This window comes from Streptomyces sp. MGP-P1 (assembly GCF_057766565.1).
Genome location: NZ_JBYMEM010000007.1, coordinates 1,919,510 through 1,941,365 on the forward strand (window position 1 = coordinate 1,919,510; position 21,856 = coordinate 1,941,365).

General features: G+C 72.6%; 21 protein-coding genes and 1 tRNA gene. 13 read left to right on the plus strand and 9 right to left on the minus strand.

Annotation, left to right across the window (positions count from 1 at the left end; genetic code table 11):
• The first annotated feature begins 19 nt into the window (after nt 1–19).
• From AC3CH1_RS30115 to AC3CH1_RS30125, 3 genes are all read left to right on the plus strand, one after another.
• Nucleotides 20–721: a FadR/GntR family transcriptional regulator gene (locus AC3CH1_RS30115; protein WP_228924992.1), complete on the plus strand. Its 702-nt coding sequence runs from the start codon at nt 20–22 to the stop codon at nt 719–721.
• 96 nt (nt 722–817) lie between these two features.
• Nucleotides 818–1,903, plus strand: a complete 1,086-nt coding sequence (locus tag AC3CH1_RS30120) for an S-(hydroxymethyl)mycothiol dehydrogenase (RefSeq protein ID WP_488465771.1) — start codon at nt 818–820, stop codon at nt 1,901–1,903.
• Complete coding sequence (locus tag AC3CH1_RS30125; protein WP_488465772.1) at nt 1,903–2,532, plus strand: MBL fold metallo-hydrolase; 630 nt, start codon at nt 1,903–1,905, stop codon at nt 2,530–2,532. Before AC3CH1_RS30120 ends, AC3CH1_RS30125 begins: the two co-directional genes overlap by 1 nt.
• Before the next feature lie 12 nt (nt 2,533–2,544).
• Here AC3CH1_RS30125 and AC3CH1_RS30130 read toward each other — a convergent pair whose 3' ends face one another.
• Both AC3CH1_RS30130 and AC3CH1_RS30135 read right to left on the minus strand, forming a co-directional pair.
• The gene (locus AC3CH1_RS30130; RefSeq protein ID WP_488465773.1) at nt 2,545–3,483 is read right to left on the minus strand and encodes an RluA family pseudouridine synthase; all 939 of its coding nucleotides are present in this window, start codon (nt 3,481–3,483) and stop codon (nt 2,545–2,547) included.
• Between the two features lie 62 nt (nt 3,484–3,545).
• Nucleotides 3,546–3,633: transfer RNA gene (locus AC3CH1_RS30135), tRNA-Leu, on the minus strand.
• A 183-nt stretch (nt 3,634–3,816) separates the two neighbouring features.
• Here AC3CH1_RS30135 and AC3CH1_RS30140 point away from each other — a divergent pair.
• The 3 genes from AC3CH1_RS30140 to AC3CH1_RS30150 all read left to right on the plus strand — a co-directional run bounded on the left by AC3CH1_RS30140 (nt 3,817) and on the right by AC3CH1_RS30150 (nt 6,502).
• Nucleotides 3,817–5,151, plus strand: coding sequence for a M20/M25/M40 family metallo-hydrolase (locus AC3CH1_RS30140; RefSeq protein ID WP_488465774.1), 1,335 nt, complete (start codon nt 3,817–3,819; stop codon nt 5,149–5,151).
• Between the two features lie 153 nt (nt 5,152–5,304).
• Nucleotides 5,305–5,538 (plus strand): chaplin ChpH, encoded by a 234-nt coding sequence (chpH, locus tag AC3CH1_RS30145; protein ID WP_361868997.1) that lies wholly within the window; start codon nt 5,305–5,307, stop codon nt 5,536–5,538.
• Between the two features lie 139 nt (nt 5,539–5,677).
• Complete coding sequence (locus AC3CH1_RS30150) at nt 5,678–6,502, plus strand: chaplin (RefSeq protein ID WP_488465775.1); 825 nt, start codon at nt 5,678–5,680, stop codon at nt 6,500–6,502.
• Between the two features lie 70 nt (nt 6,503–6,572).
• Here the strand turns inward: AC3CH1_RS30150 and AC3CH1_RS30155 are convergent, their stop codons facing one another.
• Complete coding sequence (locus tag AC3CH1_RS30155) at nt 6,573–6,761, minus strand: DUF5703 family protein (RefSeq protein WP_003970138.1); 189 nt, start codon at nt 6,759–6,761, stop codon at nt 6,573–6,575.
• A 47-nt stretch (nt 6,762–6,808) separates the two neighbouring features.
• Here AC3CH1_RS30155 and AC3CH1_RS30160 point away from each other — a divergent pair, with 47 nt between their 5' ends.
• Entirely contained in the window at nt 6,809–7,474 is a 666-nt protein-coding gene (locus AC3CH1_RS30160; RefSeq protein ID WP_488465776.1) for a hypothetical protein, read from the plus strand.
• 85 nt (nt 7,475–7,559) lie between these two features.
• Here the strand turns inward: AC3CH1_RS30160 and AC3CH1_RS30165 are convergent, their stop codons facing one another.
• On the minus strand, nt 7,560–9,875 hold the full coding sequence (locus AC3CH1_RS30165) for a helix-hairpin-helix domain-containing protein (RefSeq protein WP_488465777.1): 2,316 nt from the start codon (nt 9,873–9,875) through the stop codon (nt 7,560–7,562).
• Nucleotides 9,872–10,855 (minus strand): aldo/keto reductase, encoded by a 984-nt coding sequence (locus tag AC3CH1_RS30170; protein WP_488465778.1) that lies wholly within the window; start codon nt 10,853–10,855, stop codon nt 9,872–9,874. The genes AC3CH1_RS30165 and AC3CH1_RS30170 overlap by 4 nt, the downstream gene beginning before the upstream one ends.
• Before the next feature lie 139 nt (nt 10,856–10,994).
• Between AC3CH1_RS30170 and AC3CH1_RS30175 the strand changes: the two genes are divergently transcribed.
• Together AC3CH1_RS30175 and AC3CH1_RS30180 are read left to right on the plus strand one after the other, a co-directional pair.
• Nucleotides 10,995–12,044 (plus strand): LLM class F420-dependent oxidoreductase, encoded by a 1,050-nt coding sequence (locus tag AC3CH1_RS30175; protein WP_488465779.1) that lies wholly within the window; start codon nt 10,995–10,997, stop codon nt 12,042–12,044.
• Nucleotides 12,045–12,281: 237 nt separating this feature from the next.
• Nucleotides 12,282–13,070: a ferritin-like domain-containing protein gene (locus AC3CH1_RS30180; RefSeq protein WP_488465780.1), complete on the plus strand. Its 789-nt coding sequence runs from the start codon at nt 12,282–12,284 to the stop codon at nt 13,068–13,070.
• Between the two features lie 42 nt (nt 13,071–13,112).
• Here AC3CH1_RS30180 and corA read toward each other — a convergent pair whose 3' ends face one another.
• Nucleotides 13,113–14,105: a magnesium/cobalt transporter CorA gene (gene corA, locus AC3CH1_RS30185; RefSeq protein ID WP_488465781.1), complete on the minus strand. Its 993-nt coding sequence runs from the start codon at nt 14,103–14,105 to the stop codon at nt 13,113–13,115.
• 55 nt (nt 14,106–14,160) lie between these two features.
• Here corA and AC3CH1_RS30190 point away from each other — a divergent pair, with 55 nt between their 5' ends.
• The 4 genes from AC3CH1_RS30190 (at nt 14,161) to mshC (ending at nt 17,698) form a co-directional block, all read left to right on the plus strand.
• The gene (locus AC3CH1_RS30190; RefSeq protein WP_488465782.1) at nt 14,161–14,883 is read left to right on the plus strand and encodes a histidine phosphatase family protein; all 723 of its coding nucleotides are present in this window, start codon (nt 14,161–14,163) and stop codon (nt 14,881–14,883) included.
• Between the two features lie 70 nt (nt 14,884–14,953).
• Entirely contained in the window at nt 14,954–15,544 is a 591-nt protein-coding gene (locus tag AC3CH1_RS30195; RefSeq protein ID WP_018959545.1) for a DUF3090 domain-containing protein, read from the plus strand.
• On the plus strand, nt 15,508–16,347 hold the full coding sequence (locus AC3CH1_RS30200) for an SCO1664 family protein (RefSeq protein ID WP_488465783.1): 840 nt from the start codon (nt 15,508–15,510) through the stop codon (nt 16,345–16,347). Before AC3CH1_RS30195 ends, AC3CH1_RS30200 begins: the two co-directional genes overlap by 37 nt.
• Before the next feature lie 121 nt (nt 16,348–16,468).
• On the plus strand, nt 16,469–17,698 hold the full coding sequence (mshC, locus tag AC3CH1_RS30205) for a cysteine--1-D-myo-inosityl 2-amino-2-deoxy-alpha-D-glucopyranoside ligase (protein WP_488465784.1): 1,230 nt from the start codon (nt 16,469–16,471) through the stop codon (nt 17,696–17,698).
• A 101-nt stretch (nt 17,699–17,799) separates the two neighbouring features.
• On the opposite strand, the gene AC3CH1_RS30210 is transcribed toward mshC, so the two are convergent.
• From AC3CH1_RS30210 to AC3CH1_RS30220, 3 genes are all read right to left on the minus strand, one after another.
• Nucleotides 17,800–18,852, minus strand: coding sequence for a PAC2 family protein (locus AC3CH1_RS30210; protein ID WP_488465785.1), 1,053 nt, complete (start codon nt 18,850–18,852; stop codon nt 17,800–17,802).
• 194 nt (nt 18,853–19,046) lie between these two features.
• Nucleotides 19,047–20,105 (minus strand): LLM class flavin-dependent oxidoreductase, encoded by a 1,059-nt coding sequence (locus tag AC3CH1_RS30215; protein ID WP_488465786.1) that lies wholly within the window; start codon nt 20,103–20,105, stop codon nt 19,047–19,049.
• A gap of 130 nt (nt 20,106–20,235) precedes the next feature.
• Nucleotides 20,236–21,846, minus strand: a complete 1,611-nt coding sequence (locus tag AC3CH1_RS30220; protein WP_488465787.1) for a glycerol-3-phosphate dehydrogenase/oxidase — start codon at nt 21,844–21,846, stop codon at nt 20,236–20,238.
• Nucleotides 21,847–21,856: the final 10 nt, after the last annotated feature.

Genomic DNA, 21,856 nt, shown 5'->3' on the forward strand with positions numbered 1-21,856 from the left:
CGCCCCGTAGGCTTGACCCATGACCACACAGAGCCAGGGGCTGCATACGCATGTGCTGGACACCCTGGGTCTGGAGATCTCCTCCGGCCAGTGCCCGCCCGGCAGCGTCCTACGCACCGACGAGCTCGCCCAGCGCTTCGACGTCTCCCGTACGGTCGTCCGCGAAGTGGTCCGGGTCCTGGAGTCGATGCACCTGGTCGAGTCCCGCCGCCGCGTCGGCGTGACGGTCCGCCCCACCGAGACCTGGAACGTCTACGACCCCCAGGTCATCCGCTGGCGCCTCGCCGGCGCCGACCGCCCCCGCCAGCTGCGCTCCCTCACCGTGCTGCGCTCCGCGATCGAACCGGTCGCGGCGTCCCTCGCCGCCCGCCACGCCACCGCCGCGCAGTGCGCCGAGCTCACCGAACGCGCCCTCGGCATGGTCGCCACCTCGCGCGGCCAGCAGCTGGAGGGCTATCTCGAACACGACATCGCCTTCCACCGGATCGTCCTCAACGCCTCCGGCAACGAGATGTTCGCCCGGCTCGGGGACGTCGTCGCCGAGGTCCTCGCGGGCCGCACCCACCACCAGGTGATGTTCGAGGACCCCGACCCGGCCGCCGTCACCCTCCACGTCCGCCTCGCCGAGGCGGTCCGCGAGGGCGACCCGGAGGCCGCCGAACGGATCACCAAGGAGATCGCGGTCGGCGCCCTGCACGAGCTGGACGTGCTCGCTCCGTAGGACCTTCCGCGCGACGCGGCGCAGGACCCGGCCCCCGAGGCGTACGGTGGTCCGCGATCGATCTTCGCGAAGCGCGGGAGCAGGGAGAGCAGGGCTATGGCACAGCAGGTGCAAGCAGTCATCGCACCGGGGAAGAACGAGCCGGTCAGGGTCGAGACGATCGTGGTCCCGGACCCCGGCCCCGGCGAGGCGGTCGTGAAGATCCAGGCGTGCGGCGTCTGCCACACCGACCTGCACTACAAGCAGGGCGGCATCAACGACGAGTTCCCCTTCCTCCTCGGCCACGAGGCCGCGGGCGTCGTGGAGTCGGTCGGCGAGGGCGTCTCGGACGTCGCCCCCGGCGACTTTGTCGTTCTCAACTGGCGTGCCGTGTGCGGCCAGTGCCGAGCCTGTCTGCGCGGACGCCCCTGGTACTGCTTCGACACCCACAACGCCAAGCAGAAGATGACGCTGCTCGACGGCACGGAGCTGTCGCCCGCGCTGGGCATCGGCGCGTTCGCCGAGAAGACCCTCGTCGCCTCCGGCCAGTGCACCAAGGTCGACCCCGAGGTCTCCCCGGCCGTCGCCGGACTGCTCGGCTGCGGCGTCATGGCGGGCATCGGCGCCGCCATCAACACCGGCCAGGTCGGCCGGGGCGACTCCGTCGCCGTCATCGGCTGCGGCGGCGTCGGCGACGCGGCGATCGCCGGATCCCGGCTGGCCGGCGCGGCGAAGATCATCGCGGTCGACATCGACGACCGCAAGCTGGAGACGGCGAAGAAGATGGGCGCCACCCACACCGTCAACTCCCGCTCCACCGACCCGGTCGAGGCCATCCGCGCCCTCACCGACGGCAACGGCGCCGACGTCGTCATCGAGGCGGTCGGCCGCCCGGAGACCTACCAGCAGGCCTTCTACGCCCGCGACCTCGCCGGAACGGTCGTCCTCGTCGGCGTCCCCACCCCGGACATGAAGCTCGAACTGCCGCTCCTGGACGTTTTCGGCCGCGGCGGCTCGCTCAAGTCCTCCTGGTACGGCGACTGCCTGCCCTCCCGCGACTTCCCGATGCTCGTCGACCTCCACCAGCAGGGCCGCCTCGACCTCGCCGCCTTCGTCACCGAGACCATCGGCATCGGCGACGTCGAGCAGGCCTTCGCCCGGATGCACGACGGCGACGTCCTCCGCTCGGTGGTGGTCTTCTGATGACCGCCCGCATCGACCACCTCGTCACCTCCGGCACCTTCGCCCTCGACGGCGGCGAGTGGGACGTCGACAACAACGTCTGGATCGTCGGCGACGACACCGAGGCGATCGTCATCGACGCCGCCCACGACGCCGCCGCCATCGAGGCCGCGCTCGGCGGCCGGGCGCTGCGCGCCATCGTCTGCACCCACGCGCACAACGACCACATCGACGCCGCCCCCGCCCTCGCGGACGCCACCGGCGCCCCGATCCTGCTCCACCCGGACGACCTGCCGCTCTGGCAGCAGACCCACCCGGACCGCGCCCCCGACGGCACCCTCGCCGACGGCCAGGAACTGACCGTCGCGGGCACCACGCTCACGGTCCTGCACACCCCGGGCCACGCCCCCGGCGCGGTCTGCCTGTACGCCCCCGAGCTGGGAACGGTCTTCACCGGCGACACCCTCTTCCAGGGCGGCCCCGGCGCCACCGGCCGGTCCTTCTCGTCGTTCCCGACGATCATCGACTCGATCCGGGACCGGCTGCTCACCCTGCCCGGCGACACCGCCGTCCGCACCGGCCACGGAGACCCCACCTCCATCGGCGCGGAGGCCCCGGGGCTCGACGAGTGGATCAAGCGCGGCCACTGAGCGCCGCGCGCCTCACCCCTCCGGCCAGGCGGAGAGCCGGAGCCCGCTCTCGAAGCGGCGCGGCTCCCCGCCGACCGGATCGGTGAACTCCAGCACCCGGGCCAGCAACTGCAACGGCCGCGAGAAATCGTCAGCGGCCCCTTCCTCCTCCACCACCGGATACAGCGGATCGTGGACGATCGGCAGCCCCAGCGCGTTCATATGGACACGCAGCTGATGCGTGCGCCCGGTAGCGGGCAGCAGCCGATAACGCCCGACCCCGCCCCGGTGCTCCACCAGCTCCACCAGGCTCTCGCTGTTCGCCTCCCCCGGCTCCTGGCGGGCGGCGAGCACTCCGCGCTCCTTCACGATCCGGCTCCTCACGGTCCGGGGGAGGACGAGCCCCGGGTCGTACGGGGCCACCGCCTCGTACTCCTTGCGCACCAGCCGGTCCCGGAACAGCGTCTGGTACGCGCCCCGGTCCCCGGGCCGCACCACGAACAGAACGAGCCCCGCGGTCAGCCGGTCCAGCCGGTGCGCGGGCTGCAACGCGGGCAGCTCCAGCTCCCGCCGCAGCCGGGCCACCGCGGTCTCGGTGATGTGCCGCCCCCGGGGCGTGGTCGCCAGGAAATGAGGCTTGTCGGCGACCACGAGCCGCTCGTCCCGGTACACGACGCCGACAGGGAAGGGCACCGTCTCCTCCGGCGCGAAGTCCCGGTGGAACCAGAGACACCGCCCCGCGACATACGGCTCGTCGCCCCGCACGGCGACCCCGTCGGCCCCCACGAACCGCCCGGCCCCCAGCATCTCCGCCACCCGGGCCGCCCCGATCGCCCCGCCGAACCGCCCGACCAGATGGTCCCCGACGCAGCCCCAGAGCCCTTCGGGATCCTCCGGCAACCGCACCCGCACCGCGTCGATCCCGTTCCGCTGGGCGAGCGGCGCGGGAGACGGCTTCCTGCGCCCTCGCATCGTCGCCCCTCTCCGTGGTCGCCCGGTGACGCAAAAGAGCCCCACCGAAGTGGGGCTCCTGCTGGTGTCCGAGGGGGGACTTGAACCCCCACGCCCGATAAAGGGCACTAGCACCTCAAGCTAGCGCGTCTGCCATTCCGCCACCCGGACAAGGTGTCTGTCTCGCGGGCCGTGCCCGTTCCGACGTGGAAAACCATAGCAAACATTCGAGGGTGCTCGATCACGCCCCGATGGCTGTGAACGGTGCGTGACGGGGGGTGCGCGGCCTTGGGCGCGGGCCGTGGGCGCGGGAGGATGAGGGGGAGCACCACAGCGACAGTGGAAGGAACCAGCGTGAGCGAGAGCAGCACGGGCAGGGCCGTCACCGGCGGCAACGCCGAGAGGGAGGTCGTCGACCTCTGTCGTGACCTGATCCGGATCGACACCAGCAACTACGGCGACCACTCCGGCCCCGGTGAGCGGCTCGCGGCCGAGTACGTCGCGGAGAAGCTCGCGGAGGTCGGCCTGGAGCCGAAGATCTTCGAGTCGCACAAGGGGCGGGCCTCCACGGTCGCCCGGATCGAGGGCGAGGACCCCTCCCGCCCGGCGCTCCTCATCCACGGGCACACCGACGTCGTCCCGGCCAACGCGGCGGACTGGACGCACGACCCGTTCTCCGGGGAGATCGCGGACGGCTGCGTCTGGGGCCGGGGCGCGGTCGACATGAAGGACATGGACGCGATGACCCTCGCGGTCGTCCGCGAGCGCATGCGCACCGGCCGCAAGCCCCCGCGCGACATCGTGCTCGCCTTCCTCGCGGACGAGGAGGCCGGCGGGACGTACGGCGCGCGCTACCTCGTCGACAACCACCCCGGGCTCTTCGAGGGCGTCACGGAGGCGATCAGCGAGGTCGGCGGCTTCTCCTTCACCGTCAACGAGAACCTCCGGCTGTATCTGGTGGAGACGGCCCAGAAGGGCATGCACTGGATGAAGCTGACCGTGGACGGCACCGCCGGACACGGTTCGATGATCCACAAGGACAACGCCATCACCGAGCTGTCCGAGGCGGTCGGCCGGCTGGGCCGGCACAAGTTCCCGGTGCGGGTCACCAAGACGCTGCGGCACTTCCTGGACGAGCTCTCCGACGCGCTGGGCACCGAGCTGGACCCGGAGAACATGGACGCGACGCTCGCCAAGCTGGGCGGCATCGCCAAGCTCATCGGCGCCTCCCTCCAGAACACCGCCAACCCCACACAGCTCGGCGCCGGCTACAAGGTCAACGTCATCCCGGGCCAGGCGACCGCCCACGTCGACGGCCGGTACCTCCCCGGGTACGAGGAGGAGTTCCTCGCGGACCTGGACCGGATCCTCGGGCCCAACGTCCGGCGCGAGGACGTGCACGCGGACAAGGCCCTGGAGACCACGTTCGACGGCGCGCTGGTCGACGCCATGCAGACCGCGCTGGTCGCCGAGGACCCCATCGCCCGTGCCGTGCCGTACATGCTCTCGGCCGGCACCGACGCCAAGTCCTTCGACGACCTCGGCATCCGGGGCTTCGGATTCGCCCCGCTGAAGCTGCCGCCCGAGCTGGACTTCGCCGGGATGTTCCACGGTGTCGACGAGCGGGTCCCGGTCGACGGTCTGCAGTTCGGCGTGCGGGTGCTCGACCGGTTCATCGACCACTCCTGACCGCTCCCTGACCGATTCACCGTTGAATCGTCCACCTGTACGGACATGTCCGAACGAGTGAAACGAGCCGTTCACACGTAGCCCCGCCACATTCTCCTCGTTACAAGGTTTGCGGTCCGCGGCTGGGACCGCATTTTCCAACTAGGAGGAATCATGATCAAGAAGGTCGTCGCAGTTGCGGCTGCTACGGGTGGCCTCGTTCTCGCGGGTGCGGGCATGGCTTCCGCCGACGCGGGCGCCCAGGGTGCTGCCATCGGCAGCCCCGGCGTGCTCTCCGGCAACGTCGTCCAGGTCCCGATCCACGTGCCGATCAACGTGTGCGGCAACACCGTCTCCGTGATCGGTCTGCTGAACCCCGCCTTCGGCAACACCTGCGTCAACGCCTGACGTTGAAGGTCGACCCGTAAGGGTTTGAGCTCGACCGGTCCCGGAGTGCACTCCATGCACTCCGGGACCGTTCGGCATTCGGCTCCCGCACGGTCATGTCCGGGGGTTTTTCGGAAGCCAGAAGGCAGGAAACGAACCTATGCGACAGGTCACTCGTAAAGGCCTGATCACCATGGCGGCTGCGGGCGGAGTGCTCGCGCTGAGTGGCGGATACGCCCACGCCGACTCGGGGGCGGCCGGTACCGCCTCCGGTTCACCGGGCGTGCTGTCCGGCAACTCGGTCAGCGTCCCGATCGACATCCCGGTCAACGTCTGCGGCAACTCCGTCACCGTCGGCGGACTCATCAACCCGGTGTTCGGAAACGACTGCGAGAACGGATCGGCAGAGTCCGACCGCTCCGGGGACCGCTCGGCAGCTCCCCAGGAGCGCTCGGTCCCGGGGGGCTCCGGAAACGGCGCCCGGGCCGGCGACACCACTGCCTCGGACGGGCGCACCGACGCGTCGGACCGGCACTCCGAGCCCGGCACCGGCCGTCACCGGGCCCAGGGCAGCGGCGCCACGGCCGAGGGGACCGCCCAGGGTTCGCCCGGCATTCTCTCCGGTAACACGATCCAGGCTCCGATCAGCGTCCCCGTGAACATCTGCGGCAACAGCGTCTCCGTGATCGGGCTGCTGAATCCGACCTTCGGCAACAGCTGCTCCAACGACGCCGAGGTTCCGCCCCCGCCGCCCGAGCCGCCGGTGAAGCCCCCGGTCACGCCCCCGGTCACGCCGGAGAAGCCGGTCACCCCGCCGGCCAACCAGCCGCCCGAGCCGAACGCTCCCCAGGCCCGGAACATCCCCGGGGAGCAGCTCGCGCAGACCGGTGGGGGCGGGCTGGAACTGCTCATCCCGGCCAGTGCCGGACTGCTGCTCGCCGGTGCGGGATCGGTTCTCTACCGCCGCTCGCGCAGCGCCGCCTGATCCGGGCGCGCGCAGCACGGCACAGCCCAGGTGAGGGAGCGGGCCCCGCGACCGCGGGGCCCGCTCCCTGTCACCAGGTGGCCCGTAGCTGACGGATGATCCGTCTGCGCAGCCGCACCCTGCGGCTGCCGTCCCTGCGGAGCGTCAGGCGGTCCAGTTCCCAGTGTCCGTACTCGGCGTGGTCGGTCAGGAGTCGGGCCGCTTCCTTGCGGGAGACCCCGCGCGGCACGTACACGTCGACGAATTCGTATTCCGGCATCGCATCTATTGTGCGGGCAGAGCCCCGGTACGGATAGCGTCTGCACTATGTCTGATGCTGCGCAGCCCACCGCTGCCGAGGTACGTGCCGCCGCCGAGGCGGTCAAAGCCGCGATCGACCGTCACCTCGACGCGGTCGAACGCCGCACCGGGGACGACGACCCCGCCGTCTACGACGCGTTCAACGCCCTTGCCGCTGCCGCCGAGGTCTACGACGAACTCCTCTACGAGCGCTACGACGAAGTCACCCCCTTCGAGATCCCCGGTGCCGACGACTCCCTGCCTCCCTACGCCGGTCCCGCCGAGCCCAGCGCGCTCAGCGTCCTGATCCGGCGCGACTACCTGGTCGCGGAGCCCCCGCGGCTGCTCGCACAGGCTCAGCGCCTCGCCGACCTCGACGCGGGTCCGGGCGGCGGACAGGACACGGCCCCGGTGGTCGGCACCAGCGTCCACGCCGCGCTCGGCGTGCTCTTCGGCGAGTACGAACCGGACGAGATCGCCTCCCGGCACAAGGAATTCGGCCTGGAGGAGGGCGACTCCACCCTCTGGGTCTCGGCCGGGGAAGCGCCGCCGGAGCCGGGAGAGTGGCTCGGCGCCCCGTTCGAGGACGCCGACCCCGAGCTGGTGGTCTGCCGCTTCGACGTCAGCGCGGTCTTCGACGACGAGGACGAGCCCGACGAGGAGTTCACCGGGCCCTCGGTGGGCGGCCTCTGACCCTTCCCCCTCCTCCCGCACCGGACGTGACGGTGGGGCCCCGGCGCACCGTGCGCCGGGGCCCCACCGCTGTCCGCGACAAGGCCTAGGACGACGCGCCGGGCGTCGGGAGCGCCTCCAGCAGCGCGCGCAGCCGTGTCGTCCGCTCCTGAGCCGGCACCTGCGCCACCGCGTGCGGGAGCGCCTGGTCCACCCCGTGCACCACGGACAGATGCCGCTCGCCCCGGCCGAACGCGGTGTACACCCAGGGCCGGCTCAGCCCCTGCGCGGCGTCGCCCGGCAGCACCACGACCGCGGCGGGCCAGCGCATCCCGGCCGCCTGATGGGCGCTGAGGGCCCAGCCGTGCCGCACCGACGACTCCACCCGCTCCTGCGGTACGACGACGGGGACGCCGCCGCAGTCCAGCCGCAGCCCCTCCGCGTCGGCCGAGCGCACCACCCCGGGCACCGCCCGGCCGGGCGCGGGCACATGGACCACGCGGTCGCCCGGGTCGAAACCGCCGAACCGGCCGGGGCCCGGGTTGAGCCGCTGCTTCAGCGCCTCGTTCAGCGCCCTGGTCCCGGCGGCCCCGCCGTGGCCCACGGTGATCACCTGGGTCTCCTCGGCGGGGATGGAGAACGCCCGGGGCACCGAGTCGGCGACCAGCTGCACGGTGCGGTGGACGGCCTCGCCCGCGTCGCGGACCGGGACGATCACCACCTCCTTGCCCGGAGCGTCGACCTGGTTCAGCTCGCCGATGCCGATACCGGAGACCAGCTCGCCGATCGGCCCGGGATCCGGGGTCCGGGAGACGATCTGCGGGCAGGCGTGGGACGCCAGCACATCGGCGAACACCCGCCCGGCGCCCGCCGAGCCCAGCACACCCGGGTCGCCGCTCAGCACCAGCCGGGCGCCGTCGGCCAGCGCCTCGACCAGGACCGCCGCACCCTCCACGTCCAGCTGCGGGGCGTCCAGCACGACCAGCAGATCCAGGGCGAGCGCCCCGTCCTCGTCCCGGCCGGGGCCCTGCGCACCGGAGAGCAGGCCGGCCAGCGTGACCGCCGTGTCCGGATCGCCGGTGGCGGCCGCGAGCCGCCGACGGCCGTCCTCGCTGTGGGTGGCGCCCAGGGCCCGCAGCCCCAGGCCGCGCGCCGCCGCGATCAGGGCGGCGGGCTCGGCCCGGGCCGCCTCGCCGCCGCTGTGCGCGACCAGTCCGGCCGCGGCGGTCGTACGGATGAGCTCGGCGGCCGACGGGCTGGGGGCCGCGGCGGCCGCCTCCGTCCAGTCGGCGGCCTTCTCGCAGGCGTTGACCAGCCGGGCCAGGCCGTCGGCGAGGCTCTCCTCGGCCAGGGCGTAGCGGTCCAGGCCCAGCAGCACCTGGACCGGCTCCCGCGCGACGTCGGCCTCCTCCGCGAGGCCCGCTTCGTCGGCCTCGGCCCCGGCGTCGTCGTCCGGCGCCGGTTCCTCGCCCTCCTGGAAGAGCAGGGCGACACCCTCCTCGACGGCGTCCCGCACCGCCGCCTCGGGATCACCGACCGCGCGCTCGGCGAGCGCCGCCCGCACGGTCTCGGCGTCCAGTGCCGTGTGGCCCTGGAGCGCGGCGCGCTCCAGCAGCCAGCCGACCAGGGCCGACGTCCTGCGGCCGTCGTCCGGGCCGCAGTCGGCGCCCAGCAGGGCCCGTGCGAAGCCGTCGGCCTGCTCGGGCCGCACACCGGGCACGGCCAGCAGCTGCCAGGGGTCGGTGCGCAGCAGCTCGGCCGCCTGCTCGCCCAGCGCGCCGACGGCCGGGCGGGCCAGCGACTCGGGGGCCCCGCCCTCCGTGAGCACCGCGCGCACCGTGTCCAGCGCTTCGGGGGACGCGGTCCGTGCCGTCGGCGCGGCGGCGGGCGCGGGGGACCGGGACGGCTGTGCGGCGGCCGGTGCGGTGCGCCGGGCGGCCGGGGCCGGGGCGGGCGGGTCGAAGAACGCGGTGCCCGCCTTCTCGCCGCTCTCCACGGCGCGGACGGCCGCGAGCAGCTCGGCGGCCGTGCCGCTCAGTTGCGTGCCGGCGGCGATGGGCGCGGCCTTCTCCGCCTTGCGCTTCTCGATCCGCTCCCGCAGTTCGCGCTGGGCGGCCAGCTCGGCCTGCGCCTCCGAGAGCTCGGCGGCGGGAGCCGCTTCGGCGGGCCCGGCGTCAGCGGTCGCCTCGGCCTCCCCGTCCTCCGCATCGCCCTCCGCGTTCCCCTGCGTGTCGTCCTCGACGTCGGCCGGAGCGCCCGACGCCTCGGTGCCTTCAGGCGCGTCGGGCACGTCGGGCGCGTCCGAGGTATCGGGCGCTTCGGCGTGCTCGGGGCCTTCGGCACCGGGCTCCGGCGGGGACACGGTGTCCTGTGGTGTGTCCGTGCCGACGGTGCCGGGGGTCTCCCCGGGAAGCGCAGTCACAGCGTGCTCCAGTCCTGGTCGGGATAGCGGTGCACGGGCGCCGACACATCGTCGAGCGCCTGGCAGATCTCGTAGGGAAGACTAAGCGCCTCCACTGACAAAGCCTCCGCGAGCTGCCCGGCGTTGCGCGCCCCGACGATCGGCGCGGCCACCCCGGGCCGGTCCCGGACCCAGGCGAGGGCCACCTGGAGCGGACTCGTCGCCAGTCCGTCCGCCGCCGTCGCCACCGCGTCGGTGATGCGGGCCGATGCGTCGTCGAGATACGGCTCGACGAACGGGGCGAGCCGTGTCGACGCGCCCCGGGAGCCGGACGGGGTGCCCTGGCGGTACTTGCCGGTGAGCACACCGCGCCCCAGGGGCGAGGACGGCAGCAGCCCGATGCCGAGGTCCAGCGCGGCGGGCAGCACCTCGCGCTCGATGCCCCGCTGGAGCAGCGAGTACTCCATCTGCGTACTGGCCAGCCGGGTGCGCACCCCGGGCGCGGCGAGCTGCCAGGTGGCGGCCTTCGCCAGCTGCCAGCCGCAGAAGTTCGACACGCCCGCGTACCGCACGCGGCCGGAGGACACGGCGAGGTCCACCGCCTGGAGGGTCTCCTCCAACGGGGTCCCCGGGTCGAAGGCGTGGACCTGCCACAGGTCCACGTAATCCGTGCCGAGCCGCTCCAGGGACGCGTCCAGAGCGGCCAGGAGGTGCCCGCGCGAACCGTTGAAGCGGCGGTAGGGGTCCGGGACGTTGCCCGCCTTCGTGGCGAGGACCAGATCCTGACGGGGGACCAGGCTCCCGACGAGCTGCCCGAGCAGATATTCGGCCTCGCCGCCCCCGTACACATCGGCGGTGTCCACCAGGGTGCCGCCCGCGTCCCAGAAGGCCTTGAGCTGGTCGGCGGCGTCGTGCTCGTCCGTGTCCCGGCCCCAGGTGAGGGTGCCGAGCCCGATGCGGGACACGCGAAGGCCGGTACGGCCGAGATGCCTCTGCTCCATGGGCGCTGAGATTACTGGCCACGGCCCCACCGGGTGGCAGGCCTGTGGACAACCGGAGGTCCGCCGGGCCTGCCGGATCTCCGTCACCCGCGCTAGAGTCCGGAGAAAGGGACGTTACTGATCAGTAAGGGGAGCGGCTATGCGGCTCGGCATCAATCTCGGTTACTGGGGCGCCGGCATGGACGGCGACAACCTCGCCGTCGCGCAGGAGGCCGACCGGCTCGGCTACGACGTCTGCTGGGCGGCCGAGGCGTACGGCTCCGACGCCCCGACCGTGCTGACCTGGGTCGCGGCCCGGACCGAGTCGATCGACGTCGGCTCCGCGATCATGCAGATCCCGGCCCGCCAGCCCACCATGACGGCGATGACCGCCGCCACCCTCGACTCGCTCTCCGGCGGCCGCTTCCGCCTCGGCCTCGGGGTCTCGGGCCCACAGGTCTCCGAGGGCTGGTACGGCGTGAAGTTCGACAAGCCGCTGGCCCGCACCCGGGAGTACGTGGAGATCGTCCGCAAGGCGATGACCCGCGAGCGCGTGTCGTACGAGGGGGCGCACTGGACGCTGCCGCTCCCCGACGGTCCGGGCAAGCCGATCAAGCTCACCGTGCACCCCCAGCGCGAGCACATCCCGCTCTACATCGCCGCGATCGGCCCCAAGAACCTGGAGCAGACCGGCGAGATCGCCGACGGCGCCCTGCTGATCTTCCCCTCCGCCGAGCACCTGGAGGAGACCGCGATCCAGCCGCTGCGCGCGGGCCGGGAGAAGGCCGGGAAGACGATGGAGGGCTTCGACGTCAGCCCGACGCTGCCGCTCGCCGTCGGCGACGACGTGACCGGCCTCGCCGACATGTTCCGCCCGTACACCGCGCTGTACGTCGGCGGGATGGGCAGCCGGAAGCAGAACTTCTACAACCAGCTCGCCCAGCGCATGGGGTACGAGAAGGAGGCCGCCGAGATCCAGGACAAGTACCTCGGCGGGGACAAGGCGGGGGCCGCCGCGGCCGTGCCGCACCAGCTGATCGACCAGACCGCGCTGCTCGGCCCCGTCGAGCGGATCGCCGAGCGGATGCAGGCCTATGCCGCCGCCGGGGTCACCACGCTCAACCTCGCCCCGGCCGGCTTCACTCTTCAGGAGCGGCTCACCGCCCTGCGCGCCGGCACGGACGCCCTGGAGCGTTCCGGGCTCGCCTGACGGACGACACCGGTAGACCGGGACAGCACTACGGCCGTGGTGGGGGCTCGGGGGTCCTCCCCGCCACGGCCGTCACCCGGAACAACGCGCCGCACGCCCCAGGGTTACGCCGCCGGGCCGGGCGCCGCCCGCCGGCCGCTCCGGTTGCCGACCGCCCCGCGGCGCATTTGACTCTTCCTGCGCACTACTGCTCCGCGGACCTCGACTCCGCGGGCAACGGGTAGGGAGGTGGCCGTCATGCTCTCAGCACAGACTCTGTTCCAGGAGATTCTGGACAACGACGAGTCCTACCGGCTCTTCTGTTCCATCGCCGCGAGCGGTGAGGCCCAGGGCGGCTGGGAGAACGCCCGCATCGCCGCGCTCGCCCCGGAGAGCTGCCGCGACCTGGCCCCCAGAATCGTCCGGCACGGCGCCGACGAGGACAAGCACGGCCGGATCTTCCACGCGCTCCTGAAGAAGCGCGGACTGCCGCCCGTCGAGGTCCCGCCGGAGACCGACTACACGATGCTCCTGGAACAGCAGGGCATCGGGCTCGCGCACTCACGGTTGCGCGGCGAACAGCGGCTCACCGAGCGCGACATCGTCACCTATCTGGCCCACAGCCGCGTCACCGAGCAGCGCGCCTCCGAGCAGATGTGCCTGCTGCGCCGGTATTTCGCCGACCACCCCGACATCGGCCGCGCGGTGAAGATGATCTCCCACGACGAGGACAACCACCTCGCCTACTGCCACGAGGAACTCCTCGGCCTCGCCCGCGCCGGGCACGGCCGCACCATCCAGCGGACCCTGCGCGAGTGCGCCCTGGCCGAGATCCGCGTCTACCGCGACGTCAGCCTCGCGGTGATGGCAGCCATGGGCCGGGTGCTCGGCTGGCCGCGGCCCAAGGCGGCCGTTCTCGCCGCGGGCATCCACGCGGTGTACGCGTACGAGCGCCTCGTCGGCTGGCGGCGCATGGTGAGCCTGGAGATGCCGCGTCGGCGCGACGCGCTGGGCAGCCCCGCCGCACCGGAACGCGAGTACGCCTGAGGCACACGACTCGCGGCACCACGACTCGCGGGCGCCGGGCGCTCAGAGCCAGCCGCGCCGCTTGAACAGCCGGTAGAGACCGAACACGGCGCAGCCCATCGCCGCGACCACCGCAGGGTAGGTCCACACCCAGTGCAGCTCCGGCATGTGGTCGAAGTTCATGCCGTAGACGCCCGCCACCATCGTCGGGACGGCGGCCATGGCCGCCCAGGCGGAGATCTTGCGCATGTCGTCGTTCTGCCGCACGCCCATCTGTGCCAGATGCGCCGACAGAATGTCCGAAAGCAGCCGGTCCAACCCCTCCACCTGTTCGTTGGCGCGCGTCAGATGGTCGGCCACGTCCCGGAAGAACGGCTGCGCGTGCTCGTGGACGAACGGCACGCCCGCCCCCGAGAGCCGGGCCATCGGAGCGGTCAGCGGCCCGGCCGCCCGCCGGAACTCCAGCACCTGTCGCTTGAAGGTGTAGATCCGGGCCGCGGTGTTCTTCGAATCGCCGCCGCTCGGGGCGAACACCTCCGCCTCCAGCTCCTCCAGGTCTAGCTGGAGCTCACCGGAGACGTCCATGTAGTGGTCCACGACGGCGTCGCTGACCGCGTACAGCACCGCCGTCGGGCCGTGCTTCAGCACCTCGGGCTCGGCCTCCAGCCGACGGCGCACGGCGGCCAACGGGGCGCCCTCGCCGTGCCGGACCGTCACCACGAACGAGTCCCCTATGAAGACCATCAGCTCGTCGGCGCTGACCTTGTCGCTCTCGGGCTCGTAGACGATCGGCTTGAGGACGGCGAACAGGGAGTCGTCGTACACCTCCAGCTTGGGCCGTTGATGCGCCCGCAGAGCGTCCTCCACGGCCAGCGGGTGCAGCCCGAACTCGTCCCGTACGAGGTCGAACTCCTCCTCCGTCGGCTCGTGCAGCCCGATCCACAGGAACGCGTCCTGCGCGTCCCGCGCCTCGTCCAGGGCATCGGAGAAGTCGTCGGGCCGTTCGGTGCGGCGCCCGTCCCGGTAAATGGCACAGTCCACGATCACGGCGAGCATTCTTCCCTCTCGACCGCCCATCACGCACCTTCCCCGTCCCTCTACCCTGGCGGGTATGCCCACCCTGATCCTCGTACGCCACGGACGCTCGACCGCCAACACCGCCGGAGTGCTCGCGGGCCGCACCCCCGGTGTCTCCCTCGACGAACGCGGCGCCGAACAGGCCGCGGCTCTCCCCGCGCGGCTTTCCGCGGTGGTCCCGGTCCTCGCCGTCAGCAGCCCCCTGGAGCGCTGCCGGCAGACGCTCCAGCCGCTTCTCGACGCCCGCCCCGGCCTGCCCCTGCACACCGAGGACCGCGTCAGCGAGTGCGACTACGGCGACTGGTCGGGACGGAAGCTGGCCGAACTGTCCGACGAGCCCCTGATGTCCGTCGTCCAGCAGCACCCCTCCGCCGCGGCCTTCCCGGGCGGCGAGTCGATGCGCGCGATGCAGGCCCGCGCCGTCGACGCCGTACGCGACTGGAACGACCGGGTCGAGGCGGAGCACGGTGAGGACGCCACCTACGTCATGTGCTCGCACGGCGACATCATCAAGTCCCTCGTCGCCGACGCGCTGGGCATGCACCTGGACCTCTTCCAGCGTGTCCACGTCGACCCCTGCTCGGTCACCGCGATCCGCTACACCCGGCTGCGCCCCTTCGTCCTGAGGCTCGGCGACACCGGCGACCTCGCCTCCCTGGCTCCCCGCGAGCAGTCCGTCGGGGCGGACGCCGCCGCGTCCCCCACGGACGACGGCTCGGCGGACGCGACGGTCGGGGGCGGTGCGGGCGCGCCGTGATCGCTCCGGGCAGTAGGGTGGACGCGCCGTAGCGCCGCTCAACCACCATCGAAGCTCAAGGGAGCAGGACGTGTCCCGTCAGGTGTTCCTCTACGACCCACCGGACCGATTCGTGGCCGGTACGGTCGGGTTGCCTGGCCGCCGTACGTTTTTCCTCCAGGCGTCCTCCCAGGGCAGGGTCACCAGCGTCGCCCTGGAGAAGGCCCAGGTCACCGCACTCGCCGAGCGGATCGACGAACTGCTCGACGAGGTCGTACGCCGCACCGGGGGCAACTCCCCGGTGCCCGCGGTGGCCCCCACCGACGTCTCCGACACCGCGCCGCTCGACGTGCCCGTCGAGGAGGAGTTCCGGGTCGGCACCATGGCCCTGGCCTGGGACGGCGAGGAGCAGCGCATGATCGTCGAGGCGCAGGCCCTCGTCGAACTCGACGCCGGCTCCGAGGACGACCTCGCGGAGGCCGAGGAGAAGCTCCTCCAGGACGAGGAGAACGGCCCGCCGATGCTCCGTGTCCGGCTCAGCGGCGCCCAGGCCCGCGCCTTCGCCAAGCGAGCCCTGGACGTCGTCAACGCAGGCCGCCCGCCGTGTCCGTTGTGCAGCCTGCCCCTTGATCCGGAAGGACACGTATGCCCGCGCCAGAACGGATACCGTCGCGGAGCCTGACGGACACGGACCTGCTCACCCTGCTCACCGAGGGCACGATCACCGTCCTCGGGCAGGTCGGCGGGGCGTCCAACGCGGTGCTGCACTGCACGGTGGCGTACGAGGGCGAGGAGCGCCCCTGCGCCTACAAGCCGGTCGCGGGGGAGCAGCCGCTGTGGGACTTCCCCGACGGGACCCTCGCCCAGCGGGAGGTCGCCGCGTACGAGATCTCCCGGGCGACCGGCTGGGACCTCGTGCCGCCGACCGTGCTGCGGGACGGGCCGTACGGGCAGGGCATGTGCCAGCTCTGGATCGACGGCCCCCCGTCCGACGAGGACGCCCCCGAGCTGCTGGCGCTCGTCGAGGACGAGGAGCCCGGTGACGGCTGGAAGGCCGTGGGCTTCGCGGACGTGGGGGAGGGGAAGACCGCGCTGCTGGTACATGCCGACGACGTCCGGCTGCGGCGGCTCGCCGTGCTGGACGCGGTGATCAACAACGGTGACCGCAAGGGCGGACACCTGCTGCCCGCCCCCGGCGGACGGCTCTTCGGCATCGACCACGGCGTCACCTTCAACGCGGACGACAAGCTGCGGACCCTGCTCTGGGGCTGGGCGGGCGAGCCGCTGACCGAGGAGGCGCTGGCCGTGCTGGGCCGGCTCGCCGTCGAGCTGGCGCCGGGGACGGCCCTCGCCACCCGGATGGCCGAACTCATCACACCGGCCGAACTGGAGGCCCTGCGCCGGCGGGTCGACGGGCTGGTCAAGAGCGCCCTGCACCCGCGGCCGAGCGGCCAGTGGCCACCCATCCCCTGGCCCCCGGTGTAGGAGCTCCTGGCGTCCGGGCAAGGCCGTACCGCCTGCCCCGGGTTTCCCGCAAGAGGGCCTCTTCGGACAGGTTTCCGGTGCCGGTTCGTATCCGGAAGCATCGTCCGGTTACGCTCATGACATGCATGCCTGGCCCGCTTCTGAGGTCCCCGCCCTGCCTGGCAAGGGCCGCGACCTTCGGATCCACGACACCGCGACCGGCGGACGGATCACCCTTGACCCCGGTCCCGTCGCCCGCATCTACGTCTGCGGCATCACGCCGTACGACGCGACCCATATGGGTCATGCGGCGACCTACAACGCGTTCGACCTCGTTCAGCGCGTGTGGCTCGACACCAAGCGGCAGGTCCACTACGTCCAGAACGTGACCGACGTGGACGATCCGCTGCTGGAGCGGGCCGTGCGCGACGGTCAGGACTGGACCGAGCTCGCGGAGCGCGAGACGGCGCTCTTCCGCGAGGACATGACCGCCCTGCGGATGCTGCCCCCGCAGCACTACATCGGAGCGGTCGAGGCGATACCGGGCATCGTGCCCCTCGTCGAACGCCTCCGGGACGCGGGCGCCGCCTACGACCTGGACGGCGACGTCTACTTCTCCGTCGACGCCGACCCGCACTTCGGCGAGGTCTCAGGCCTCGACGCCGAGGCGATGCGCCTGCTCTCCGCCGAACGCGGCGGCGACCCGGAGCGCCCCGGCAAGAAGAATCCCCTCGACCCGATGCTCTGGATGGCCGCCCGCCCGGGCGAGCCGAGCTGGGACGGGGCCTCCCTGGGCGAGGGTCGCCCGGGCTGGCACATCGAGTGCGTCGCCATCGCGCTCGACCACCTCGGCATGGGCTTCGACATCCAGGGCGGCGGCTCCGACCTCGCCTTCCCGCACCACGAGATGGGCGCATCCCACGCCCAGGCGCTGACCGGCGAGCACCCGTTCGCCAAGGCGTACGTCCACGCCGGAATGGTCGGCCTGGACGGCGAGAAGATGTCCAAGTCGCGCGGCAACCTGGTCTTCGTCTCGACGCTGCGCCGCGACGGCGTGGACCCGGCGGCCCTCCGGCTCGCCCTGCTCTCCCGCCACTACCGGTCCGACTGGGAGTGGACCGACCAGGTGCTGGCCGACGCCGTCGAGCGCCTCGCGCGCTGGCGGGCCGCCGTCTCGCGCCCCGACGGACCGTCGGCCGACGCGCTGGTCGAAGAGGTCCGCGAGGCCCTCGCGGACGACCTGGACAGCCCCGCGGCGCTCGCCGCGGTGGACCGCTGGGCCGCGCTCCAGGGCGCGGAGGGCGGCGCGGACGAGGGTGCGCCCGGCGTCGTCTCGCGTACGGTCGACGCCCTGCTGGGCGTCGCGCTGTAGGACGGAGCGCGGCACCGGACACACGAACGGAGCGCCGCACGGGATCGGCTCCCGTGCGGCGCTCCGCCGTTCCTGGGCCTCCACTGGCCACCGGCGCCCGCTCAGTCCTCGTCGGGGGTGCCCCCGGAGCCTTCGCCGGCGTCGTTCCCCGGCGCCTCGTCAGGGCCCTTGGCGCCCTGGTCGTCGGCGGCCTTCCCCCGCCCCGGCTCCGGACGCGGCGGCTTCGGCGGGCGGGTGCGGCCGCTGGAGGGGTCACGCAGATACGGCACCTCCCCGGACTCCGTCGCGTGGCCGCCCGGACCCTGCCCGGGGCCGCCGTCCCGCCGTCGCAGATAGCGCTCGAACTCCCGGGCGATGGCCTCGCCGGACGCCTCGGGAAGCTCCGCGGTGTCCCGCGCCTCCTCCAGCGTCTGCACGTACTCGGCGACCTCGCTGTCCTCCGAGGCGAGCTGGTCCACCCCGAGCTGCCAGGCCCGTGCGTCCTCGGGCAGTTCGCCCAGCGGGATCCGCAGCCCGATCAGGTCCTCGAGACGGTTCAGCAGGGCCAGCGTCGCCTTCGGGTTCGGCGGCTGCGACACGTAGTGCGGTACCGCGGCCCACAGGCTGACCGCGGGGACGCCGGCGTGGGTGCACGCCTCCTGGAGGACCCCGACGATGCCCGTGGGCCCCTCGTACCGCGTCTCCTCCAGGTCCATCGTCCGTGCCAGGTCCGCGTCCGAGGTGACCCCGCTCACCGGCACCGGCCGGGTGTGCGGGGTGTCGCCGAGCAACGCGCCCAGGATGACGACCATTTCGACGCCCAGCTCATGGGCGAAGCCGAGGATCTCGTTGCAGAACGACCGCCAGCGCATGGACGGTTCGATACCGCGCACCAGGACCAGGTCCCGGGGCTTCTCCCCGCCCACCCGCACCACGGACAGCCGCGTCGTCGGCCAGGTGATCTTCCGCGTACCGCCGTCCAGCCACACCGTGGGCCGGTTGACCTGGAAGTCGTAGTAGTCCTCGGCGTCCAGCGCCGCGAACACCTCGCCCTTCCACTCCCGGTCCAGATGACCGACCGCTGTGGAGGCGGCGTCCCCGGCGTCGTTCCAGCCTTCGAACGCGGCCACCATGACCGGGTCGATCAGCTCGGGCACCGACTCGAGCTCGATCACCCGGGCCTCCTTCCGATGTCTCCATACGTACGGAGCAACCTTACGGCTTCCGGGGGCCCCCGCCGCAGCCCTCTTGCACGGCCGGGTGAACCCTGCCACCGGGAGTGGATCATCGGGCGGATCAGTGCATCATGGCCCCCCGCGACACGGCGGCCCGCCGTTCCGCACCGGTAGGGCGGCGAGCCGGCCCCGCGTCAGCTCCGCGGCGAGGACGGCGCCTCCCGGCGCACCACCGGGGCGATCTCCTCCGCGAACCGCTGGAGCGTCTCCAACTGCTCCGGCCGGCCCAGCCCGAAGCCGTCCACGGTGATCGACTGGAGGTCGTGGCGGTAGACCTCGTGCCAGCCGAGGATCTTGTCGATGATCTGCTGCGGGCTGCCGATCAGCTGCGGTCCGCCCTCGATCGCCTCCTCGATCGTGCGGAACGGGGTGTTGTAGCCGGCCCTGCCCTCCAGACGCGGCTTGAAGACCTGCCGCACCCGCGCCTCGTACAGCGCCTTGTACCGGTCGATCGCCGCCTGTGAGCTGCTCGCGATGAGGAGTCCGCCCGATCCCGCCGCCACCTGGGCGTCCGCCGGATCGTGCCCGTACGCCTCGAACCGCTCCCGGTAGTGGGCGATGAGCCGGGCGTACGCCTCGCGCGGCTGGATGGCGTTCGCGGTGAACAGCGGGTCGCCGTGCTTGGCCGCCAGTTCGGGGGAGTTGCGGCTGGTCGCCGAGCCGTGCCAGACGCGCGGCACGCCCGCGTACGGGCGCGGCACCGTCGTCACGTTCTTCAGGGGCGGCCGGAACTCGCCCTCCCAGTCAACGCCCTCCTCGCTCCACAGCCGCCGCAGCAGCTCGTACTTCTCCTTCTGGAGGTCCCACTGCCGTGCTTCGTCGAGCCCGAACAGGTCGAAGTGGCCCGCCTCCGCGCCCTTGCCGACGACGAGTTCGACCCGGCCCCGGGATATCTGGTCGAGCGTCGCGAAGTCCTCCGCCACCCGGACCGGGTCGAGGATCGCGACGACGGTCACCCCGGTGAGCAGCCGGATGGTGCTGGTACGGGCCGCGATCGCGCCCAGCACGACGTTCGGACTGGAGGAGAGGAACGCCCCGGCGTGCCGTTCTCCGACGGAGTACGCGTCGAAGCCGAGCCGCTCCGCCACCGTGGCCGTGTCGATCACCTCCTCGAACCGGTCGGCGGCCGGGAGGAGTTCACCGGTGAGCGGGTGCGGTTCGTGGCCGATCAGGGAGAGCACGGAGAATCTCATGAACTCCACTGTCCCCGGGGCACGTTGCGAGCGTATGGCGGGAGTGTGGCGCGTGCGCCGGGGCGATCGCGCACGTCGGCGGGGGCGGCTCCCGAGGGAACCGCCCCCGTCCTGGCACGCGTGAGGCGGGTCAGTCCCGGTCGGTCAGCAGCTTCTCGACGCCGGCGCGGACGCCGTCCGTCGCCAGGCCCCGGATCGTCAGCGTGGTCCGCCGGCGCAGCACGTCGTCCGCCGTCTCGGCCCACTCGTGGTCCCGGGCGTAGGCGACCTGGGCCCAGATCTCCGGGGCGTCCGGGTGGACGCGCTCGGCCAGCTCCGGGCTCTCGTTCGCCAGCCGGGCGATGTCGAAGGCGAGCGAACCGTAGTGCGTGGCCAGGTGCCGGGCGGTGTCCGGCGCCATCCGGGGGCCGGGTGTGCCGCCGTCGATCAGCAGCCGGTGCGCCACCGCGTTCGGGTTGGCGATCCCGGGCAGCGGGAGCTTCCGGGGCAGCCGGCTCATCGGCTCCATGTCCTCGGCCAACGGGTGCCCGGGCAGGGCGGCCAGCTTGTTCATGACGGTGCGGCCGATGTGACGGAAGGTCGTCCACTTGCCGCCGGCGACCGACAGCATCCCGCCGCGGCCCTCGGTGACGACCGTCTCGCGCTTGGCCTTGGACGTGTCGCCGGGACCGCCGGGCAGCACCCGCAGACCCGCGAAGGAGTACGTGATCAGATCGCGCGACAGCTGCTGGTCCTTGATCGAGAACGCCGCCTCGTCGAGGATCTGCGCGGTGTCCGCCTCGGTCACCGCGACGTCCGCCGGGTCGCCCTCGTACTCCTCGTCCGTCGTGCCGAGCAGCAGCATGTCCTCCCAGGGGAGGGCGAACGTGATCCGGTACTTGTCGATCGGGGTGGCCAGCGCCGCCCGCCACGGCCGGGTCCGCTTGAGGACCAGGTGCGCGCCCTTGGACAGCCGGATGGAGGGGGCCGCGTTCGGGTCCTCCATCTTCCGCAGGTGGTCGACCCAGGGGCCGGTGGCGTTCAGCACGAGCCGGGCGGTGACGCCGAACTCGGTGCCGTCCGTGCTGTCCTTCAGGTCGGCGCCCGTGACCCGGCCCCGGGTGAAGCGGAGCCCGGTGACCGCCGCGTGGTTCAGGACGGCCGCGCCCGCGTCGACGGCCGCGCGGACCGTCATCAGGGCCATGCGCGCGTCGTTCATCTGATCGTCGCCGTAGACCGCGACGGCCTTGAGGTTGTCGGTGCGCAGCTCGGGGACGTCGCGCTGCGCCTTGGCCGGGGAGATGACGTGGCCGACGCCGTCGCCGAACGCGGAGAGCGCGGAGTAGGCGAAGACGCCCGCGCCGAGCTTGGCCGCGCCGTGCGGGCCGCCCTTGTAGACCGGCAGGTAGAAGGTGAGCGGGTTGGCCAGGTGCGGGGCCACCTCGCGGGAGACCGCGCGGCGCTCGAAGTGGTTCTCGGCGACCAGCTTGACCGCACCGGTCTGGAGGTAGCGCAGACCGCCGTGGAGGAGCTTGGAGGAGGCGGAGGAGGTGGCGCCGGCGAAGTCGCCGGCGTCCACCAGGGCCACCCGCAGCCCGGACTGCGCGGCGTGCCAGGCGGTGGAGATGCCCAGGATGCCGCCGCCGATGACCAGGAGGTCGTACGTGGCCCGGGACAGCTGCTCCCGGGTCTCGGCGCGGCTCGGCAGCGAGCCGGAGGCCGGGTGCGTTCCGAGGGCGGGAACGCTCTGCAGGGTGGTCATGGTGATGCTC